This window comes from Desulfosarcina sp. (assembly GCF_041551955.1).
Taxonomy (GTDB): Bacteria; Desulfobacterota; Desulfobacteria; order Desulfobacterales; family Desulfosarcinaceae; genus Desulfosarcina.
Genome location: NZ_JBFELV010000254.1, coordinates 1 through 7313, shown reverse-complemented (window position 1 = coordinate 7313; position 7313 = coordinate 1). Strand labels below are relative to the sequence as shown.

At 51.6% G+C, this 7313-nt stretch carries 7 protein-coding genes, 1 rRNA gene and 1 other RNA gene; all 9 read left to right on the top strand.

Going from position 1 to position 7313, the window contains the following annotated elements; all coding sequences use genetic code 11:
- A partial coding sequence (locus tag ABYV26_RS16965; RefSeq protein WP_372682541.1) for a F0F1 ATP synthase subunit gamma occupies nucleotides 1–529 on the top strand: 529 nt, incomplete at its 5' end.
- 22 nt (nucleotides 530–551) lie between these two features.
- Nucleotides 552–1967 (top strand): F0F1 ATP synthase subunit beta, encoded by a 1416-nt coding sequence (gene atpD / locus ABYV26_RS16960; RefSeq protein ID WP_372682540.1) that lies wholly within the window; start codon nucleotides 552–554, stop codon nucleotides 1965–1967.
- 20 nt (nucleotides 1968–1987) lie between these two features.
- Nucleotides 1988–2395, top strand: a complete 408-nt coding sequence (locus ABYV26_RS16955; protein ID WP_372682539.1) for a F0F1 ATP synthase subunit epsilon — start codon at nucleotides 1988–1990, stop codon at nucleotides 2393–2395.
- A gap of 264 nt (nucleotides 2396–2659) precedes the next feature.
- Nucleotides 2660–2902: a hypothetical protein gene (locus ABYV26_RS16950; protein WP_372682538.1), complete on the top strand. Its 243-nt coding sequence runs from the start codon at nucleotides 2660–2662 to the stop codon at nucleotides 2900–2902.
- A gap of 37 nt (nucleotides 2903–2939) precedes the next feature.
- Nucleotides 2940–3233 (top strand): cell division protein ZapA, encoded by a 294-nt coding sequence (locus ABYV26_RS16945; RefSeq protein WP_372682537.1) that lies wholly within the window; start codon nucleotides 2940–2942, stop codon nucleotides 3231–3233.
- A 107-nt stretch (nucleotides 3234–3340) separates the two neighbouring features.
- Nucleotides 3341–3520: non-coding RNA, 6S RNA (ssrS, locus tag ABYV26_RS16940), on the top strand.
- Nucleotides 3521–3671: 151 nt separating this feature from the next.
- A complete protein-coding gene (gene rny / locus ABYV26_RS16935) occupies nucleotides 3672–5234 on the top strand; it encodes a ribonuclease Y (protein WP_372682536.1) in 1563 nt (520 codons plus the stop codon).
- A gap of 46 nt (nucleotides 5235–5280) precedes the next feature.
- A complete protein-coding gene (gene tyrS / locus ABYV26_RS16930) occupies nucleotides 5281–6570 on the top strand; it encodes a tyrosine--tRNA ligase (RefSeq protein WP_372682535.1) in 1290 nt (429 codons plus the stop codon).
- Nucleotides 6571–6919: 349 nt separating this feature from the next.
- Nucleotides 6920–7313, top strand: a 16S ribosomal RNA gene (locus tag ABYV26_RS16925); the annotation flags it as partial.

Genomic DNA, 7313 nt, shown 5'->3' with positions numbered 1-7313 from the left:
GAAGGGGCGGGATTGGTGCCGGAAAAATGACCATAAAATCGTCGATGCGCATCTTGGTATCGTCGGCAGCAAATTTGGATTCAACGTTGCCTCGACCGCCGGTAAAAAACTGGTGGACGGTTTTCTGGACGGTCAATATGACGAAGTCTATATCATCTATTCTGAATTTGTGAGTATGGCCAAACAACTACCGGTGATTCAGAAGCTGCTGCCTATTCCGCCCATAGAAAAAGATGATGACAAAGAAGACAAGTCTGCGGAATACCAGGCCGAACACATCTGCGAACCGTCGCCGGAAGAACTTCTTGGCGATCTACTGCCTCGCAACGTATATGTTCAAATTTTCCGGGCGTTGCTGGAAACATCCACCAGCGAACACGCCGCCCGGATGACCGCCATGGATAACGCCACCAAGGCGTGCAACGATATGATCGACAATTTGACCCTCGCTTACAACAAAGCCCGGCAGGCAAGCATTACTGCGGATCTGATGGATATTGTCGGCGGCGCCGAAGCACTCAAGGGGTAAAACACATTTTAGGAGGCTGTAAATGGCACAGAATATAGGCAAAATTACACAGGTTATGGGACCTGTCGTAGACGTTGAGTTTGAACAGGGGCAGTTGCCGAATATCCTCACTGCGCTGTTGATCACCAACCCGACCATCAATGACGAAGAAGACAACCTGGTGGTTGAGGTCGCCCAGCATCTCGGCGACAATGTGGTGCGTACCATCGCCATGGACGTTACCGATGGATTGGTCCGTGGTATGGCGGTAAAAGATACGGGTGCTCCTATAATGATGCCCGTGGGCGAAGCCAGCCTGGGTCGCGTGCTCAACGTCGTCGGACGCCCGGTGGACGGTTTAGGGCCGGTCAGCCAGGAAAAGATGATGCCCATCCACCGTCCGGCGCCGCTTTTCACCGAGCAGGACACGGAAGTCCGCGTGCTTGAAACCGGCGTTAAGGTGATCGACCTGCTGGTTCCTTTTCCCCGTGGTGGAAAAATGGGGATGTTCGGCGGCGCCGGCGTTGGAAAAACCGTTATCATGATGGAGATGGTCAACAACATCGCCATGCAGCATGGCGGGATCTCCGTGTTTGCCGGTGTGGGCGAGCGTACCCGCGAAGGTAACGACCTGTACCACGAAATGAAGGAATCCGGTGTTCTCCCCAAGGCCGCACTGGTATACGGTCAGATGACCGAACCGCCGGGAGCACGTGCACGGGTGGCACTTTCCGCCCTGACCTGCGCGGAATATTTTCGCGACAAAGAAGGCCAGGACGTGCTGATTTTTATCGACAACATCTTCCGCTTCACCCAGGCCGGCTCAGAAGTGTCAGCCCTTCTCGGCCGCATGCCTTCCGCGGTGGGTTACCAACCCACGCTGGCCGTCGACCTCGGTGGCCTCCAGGAACGCATCACCTCAACGGACAAGGGCTCTATCACTGCCGTACAGTGCGTTTACGTGCCTGCTGACGACTTGACCGACCCGGCTCCGGCTACCACATTTGCCCACCTTGACGGAACCGTGGTGTTGTCACGTCAGATCGCCGAGCTTGGCATTTATCCTGCGGTGGACCCCCTGGACTCGACTTCCCGGATCCTGGACCCCATGGTCATCGGTGAAGAGCATTACCTGGTCTCCCGGCAAGTTCAGAACATGCTGCAAAAATACAAGGAACTGCAGGACATCATTGCTATCCTTGGTATGGAGGAGCTCTCCGACGAAGACAAACTGACCGTACAGCGTGCCCGTAAGATCCAGCGTTTCCTCTCCCAGCCGTTCCACGTCGCTGAAACCTTTACCGGCAAAGCCGGCAAATACGTCAAGGTGGAAGACACGGTCCGTGCGTTTAAAGAGATCTGTGAAGGCGTGCATGACAGTATTCCCGAGCAGGCCTTTTACATGAAGGGCGGAATCGAGGAAGTCCTTGAAGCGGCCAAGGAAATGGCCGAGGCTTAATGGAGAGAAAGAGGTAATAAATGGCTGAAAGCATTAGACTCGAAGTGGTTACCCCCGAAAAGTCTGTTGTCAGTGAAAGTGCCCAGATTGTTATGGCCCCCGGTTCAATGGGTGAGTTCGGTGTGCTTAGCGGTCATACCCCCTTTCTGACCACACTGAAGACCGGCGCCCTGAAATATAAGGACGAAAGTGGTCGCGAGCGGTTCGTCTTTGTCAGCAGCGGGTTTGCCGAAGCCCTTCCTGACCGTGTGACGGTTCTGGCCGAATCGGCGGAGCGACGCAAGGATATAGATATACAGCGGGCCCAGTCCGCTGTGGAACGTGCTGAAAAGCGTCTTCAATCCGGCGGAAAGGATGTCGATTACATTCGTGCCAAAGCAGCGCTGCTTCGCGCCATCAGCCGGATACAGCTTGCCCAAACACGCTGACGATAAATCGCTTCCCGAATCCGCTGCGCCGGCGGGTACGCGATGAAAATGGGTGGAAGGCACTGTGAAAATCAAAGGGGTAAACCGGACTCGGTTTGCCCCTTTTCCGTCGGTTTAAAAAACCGGATTTCGGATTGTTTAATTTTCGCCAACATCAAAGTGATCGTCCCGTTTAGTCGCTGCCCGTTGGACTAGACCTTGATTAATAGCCCTTGACTTAAAAACCATTGGCTGGTTATATTGAACCGTGAAGGATAAACCAATATGCTGGATATAGATGCAATATTACAACAATTTGAACTCATTGAAAAAAAAGTAGAACACGTTGTTCAGGCCCGCAAGCAGCTTCAGCAAGAAAATGAAGATCTGAACAATCGAATTGGACAGCTGGAAAACTTGATACAGGAAAAAGCCGAGGCCGAAAAGAAACACGAGGAATTGACGGCACTCGTCAGATCAAAAATTGACAGCCTGATCGGAAGACTGGAAGGGATTACAGAGGAATAGAAAGCAGACCTGCGGGATTTTTAGGAACGGACGCTAATTGGAACAAACGGTTACACTGCAAATATTTGGTCGCAAATTTACTTTTCAGACAGAATCCGGTGTGCCCGATGCAGAAAAGGTGGCAGCACACTTCGAGGATGCCGTTAAGAAGGTTCAATCTCAATTTGACGGCAAACCGGTTAATGTCGATAGAGAAACGATTTTGGTCCTAACGGGGCTGAATATTGCCAGCGAACAGTTTAAACGCGAAGAACGTTATCACCAATTTTTTACCCGTATGACCAAAAAATCTGCAGTGGTTCTCAGTGAACTGGAAAAAGCGATAGCTTAACGTCCTGAAACAAATACGGTTCTAAAAGTGGTTGGTGTTGCTGCCGAAGCGATCACCGACGTTAAGCATGGTTTCTGTAATCTGGATTGACAAACGGCGTATCGATTCAACCCCTGCCGTGTTCGTGATTGGATAGTGAACTTTGACCCAACACTTACTTATCGGGAACCTTCACTAGTTTTGGTGAGCAAGTTCTGCACGTACAGAAAAGCCTAAAGAAACTACAAGGTGCCCACCTGATCCTTTGGATCAAAGACCGGCCAACACGGCACAATGGTGGGGGTTCCACTCCCGCTTTTCCACAATTACCTCGCTTCCGCGCAAGCTTAGCTCGCCTGGCTGTTTCCTTTTTCATTCCTTGTGAGTAACATGGTTATCATCTGGTTGTCAGGTGATAAACCTCTGCATATATATCATGTTTAGGAATCGGAGATTCACATGGACATATATACCATCATCATTGCTGCGGGATCGGCTGGTATCGGCTGTGTTGTGGCACTCTTGCTCAAAGGCGTGCTGGGATCAAAGAAACTCAAGAACGCTGAAAACGAAGCAGCCGTAATCTTAAAAGCGGCCAAAAACAAAGCGGACAGTTTGATCAAGGAAGCAGGCGTTGAAGCCAAGGATCTTCTGTTCAAGATGAAAAGCGATTTCGAAGCGGAAGCCAAGGAAACCCGTTCGGAATTGAAAAAGGCGGAGCATCGCTTAATTCAAAAAGAGGAAAATATCGACCGCAAGACCGATTTGGTTGATCAGCGTGAAAAGGAAATTGTCGAAAAAGAACAATTCCTTTCTGATCGCGATAAGACCCTTGCCCACAAAGAAGAAAAATACAACACCCTGCTGTCGGAACAAAAAGCGCAATTGGAAAGGATCTCTACCTTGACCGCGGATCAGGCCAAAGAGTTGCTGATCCGTGCCATGGAAAATGAAGCCCGCTACGAAGGTGCCAAGCTGATCAAACGCATCGAAAACGAGGCCAACGAGGAGGCGGATAAAAAGGCCAAAAAAATCATTGCCACCGCTATCCAGCGCTATGCCGGTGATTTCGTTGCCGAACGGACGGTGTCGGTGGTCCAGTTGCCCGGTGATGAAATGAAAGGACGGATCATCGGCCGTGAGGGCAGGAACATACGAGCGATCGAAGCAGCCACGGGCATTGATCTGATTATTGACGATACGCCGGAGGCGGTTATCCTTTCCGGATTCAATCCGGTCCGTCGTGAAATCGCCCGACTGGCGCTGATCAAGCTGATTTCAGATGGTCGGATCCATCCAGCCCGCATCGAGGATGTCGTCAAAAAAGCGGGTCAGGAGGTGGATACCGCCATTAAGGAGGCCGGTGAACAGGCCGCTTTTGATTTGGGTGTCCACGGCATCCATGCCGAATTGATAAAATACCTGGGACGGTTGAAATACCGGACCAGCTATGCCCAGAACGTGCTTCAACACTCGGTGGAGGTGGGCGTGATGTGCGGCATTATGGCCGCTGAACTGGGGCTTAAGGAGAAGGTCGCCCGGCGCATGGGGCTGCTTCATGATATCGGCAAGGCGATTGACCATGAAGTTGAGGGCCCCCATGCGGTGATCGGATCGAAGTTGGCCAAAAAGTTTGGTGAAACCCCCGGTGTCGTGCATGCCATTGGTGCCCACCACGAAGATATCCCCCCCTCATCTGTCTACGCCTTGTTGGTGCAGGCGGCAGATGGGCTTTCCGGAGCGCGGCCCGGGGCCAGAAAGGAGCTGCTCGAAAATTATATCAGACGCATCGAGGACCTCGAAGGCATTGCCAACGGATTCCAGGGCGTGGCGAACACCTACGCGATCCAGGCGGGTCGAGAAATTCGTGTGATCGTGAAAAGCGATAAGGTGTCGGATGAAGAATCGGTGTTGTTGAGTCGCGATATCGCCAAGAAAATTGAAGAATCACTCACATTTCCCGGACAAATCAAGGTGACGGTGATCCGGGAGACGCGCGCCGTTGAATATGCCAACAAATAAAACGGCGGTGGTGCCTGTAAACGCCAATCTCAAAGGCTGATGTGAAATGGAAAACGTTCTGGACACACTTACGACCCGCGGGTTTATCGAACAGACGACGCATGACGATGCCTTGCGCGACTACCTGGGTTCTAAACAGGTGACCTGCTATATCGGTTTTGACCCGACGGCCTCCAGCCTTCACGTGGGCAGTCTGGTTCCTATCATGTCTTTGGCCCATATGCAGCGGAGCGGACATCGGCCCATCGCTTTGGTGGGCGGTGGAACCGGTCTCGTCGGGGATCCCAGCGGAAAGACGGAAATGCGAAAGCTTCTCACCGCGGAAGACGTGGCAGCCAATGTCATCGGCCTCAAAAACCAACTGTCGCGGTTTATCGATTTTTCAGAGAAGAAGGCCATTATGGTCAACAATGCAGACTGGCTGACCAAGTTGGAATACATCCCTTTCCTGAGAGACATCGGCCGGCATTTTTCCGTCAATCGGATGGTCAAGGCGGAAAGCTATAAAATGCGTCTGGATTCAGAGGAGGGGCTGAGTTTTATCGAGTTTAACTACATGGTTCTACAGGCTTACGATTTCCTTGAACTGCGCAAGCGCTATGACTGCTGCCTTCAGATGGGGGGAAGCGATCAGTGGGGAAACATCGTGGCTGGGATTGACCTGATTCGACGCGTAGAAGGCAAAAGCGCCTTTGGCATCACCTTTCCATTGATCACCGCCGCCGGTGGCGCCAAGATGGGCAAGACCGCAGCCGGTGCCGTCTGGCTCGATCCCGAGCGTACCTCCCCTTACGATTATTTCCAATTCTGGGTGAATACGGACGATCGTGATGTAACGCGCTTCTTGGCCCTTTTCACCTTTCTTCCCTTGGATGAGATTCAATCGGTTGCCACCCTCGAGGGGGCAGACCTGAATGCGGCTAAATCGACCCTCGCCTTTGAGGCGACACGGTTGGCGCATGGCGACGAAGAAGCCCTGAAAGCCTACCAATCCGCCGCTTCCATGTTTGGTTCGCGGCGGCTGCCGGATGGTCTGCTGCCGTCAAGTCAGATCCCGAGGACGTATGATTCGCCGGCTGACGAAACGGTTCCCCAAATCGAGATGCGCCCGGAGGCGTTTAAGGATGGTATACCGTGTTTCAAGTTGTTCCACCGTGTTGGTCTGGCCGACTCTTCCGGGGCGGCCAGGCGGTTGATCCAACAAGGTGGTGGCTATGTGAATGGCCGGCGCCTTGAGCGTTTCGATGAAATGGTAACCAGCAAGGATATCAATGACATGCAAATATTGCTGCGGGCGGGTAAAAAACATTTTTTCAAGATTCGAATTATAAGTTAAAATAAGCGTTGACAACAGCATCAGGGCCGTGTAGATAGCGCTTCGTTTTTCAAGAATGGTGTAGGGCAGAACCATCCATTGTGATCTTTTAAATCATGTCGTTTGAACAGGCTCCTGCAGCATCTTTTGCGGGCTTCATGGGGGCTTTCTTGGACAGCTTCAAAAATGTGACCCGCCAACTCTAAATTAATTTTTTTTGGTATTGACAGTCGGCGTTTGGATGGTATATTTAAGCTTTTCGTCATCAGACGAAAGGTGACATTTTTGATCTTTGAAAACTAAATAGTGACAGGTTTTAAGAGTTGGGTCTCTTTAAGTCAATTTGTTACGCAAGTAACGTTAAATAGTTTAATTGGAGAGTTTGATCCTGGCTCAGAATGAACGCTGGCGGCGTGCTTAACACATGCAAGTCGTACGAGAACACCCTAGCTTGCTAGGGTAAGTAAAGTGGCGCACGGGTGAGTAACGCGTGGGTAATCTACCTTCGAATTGGGGATAACGTTGCGAAAGCGACGCTAATACCGAATAACATCCATTTATCTTCGGATTTTTGGATCAAGGGTGGCCTCTACATGTAAGCTACTGTTTGAAGATGAGCCCGCGTACCATTAGCTTGTTGGTGGGGTAATGGCCTACCAAGGCAACGATCGGTAGCCGGCCTGAGAGGGTGAACGGCCACATTGGGACTGAGACACGGCCCAGACTCCTACGGGAGGCAGCAGTGGGGAATTTTGGGCAATGGG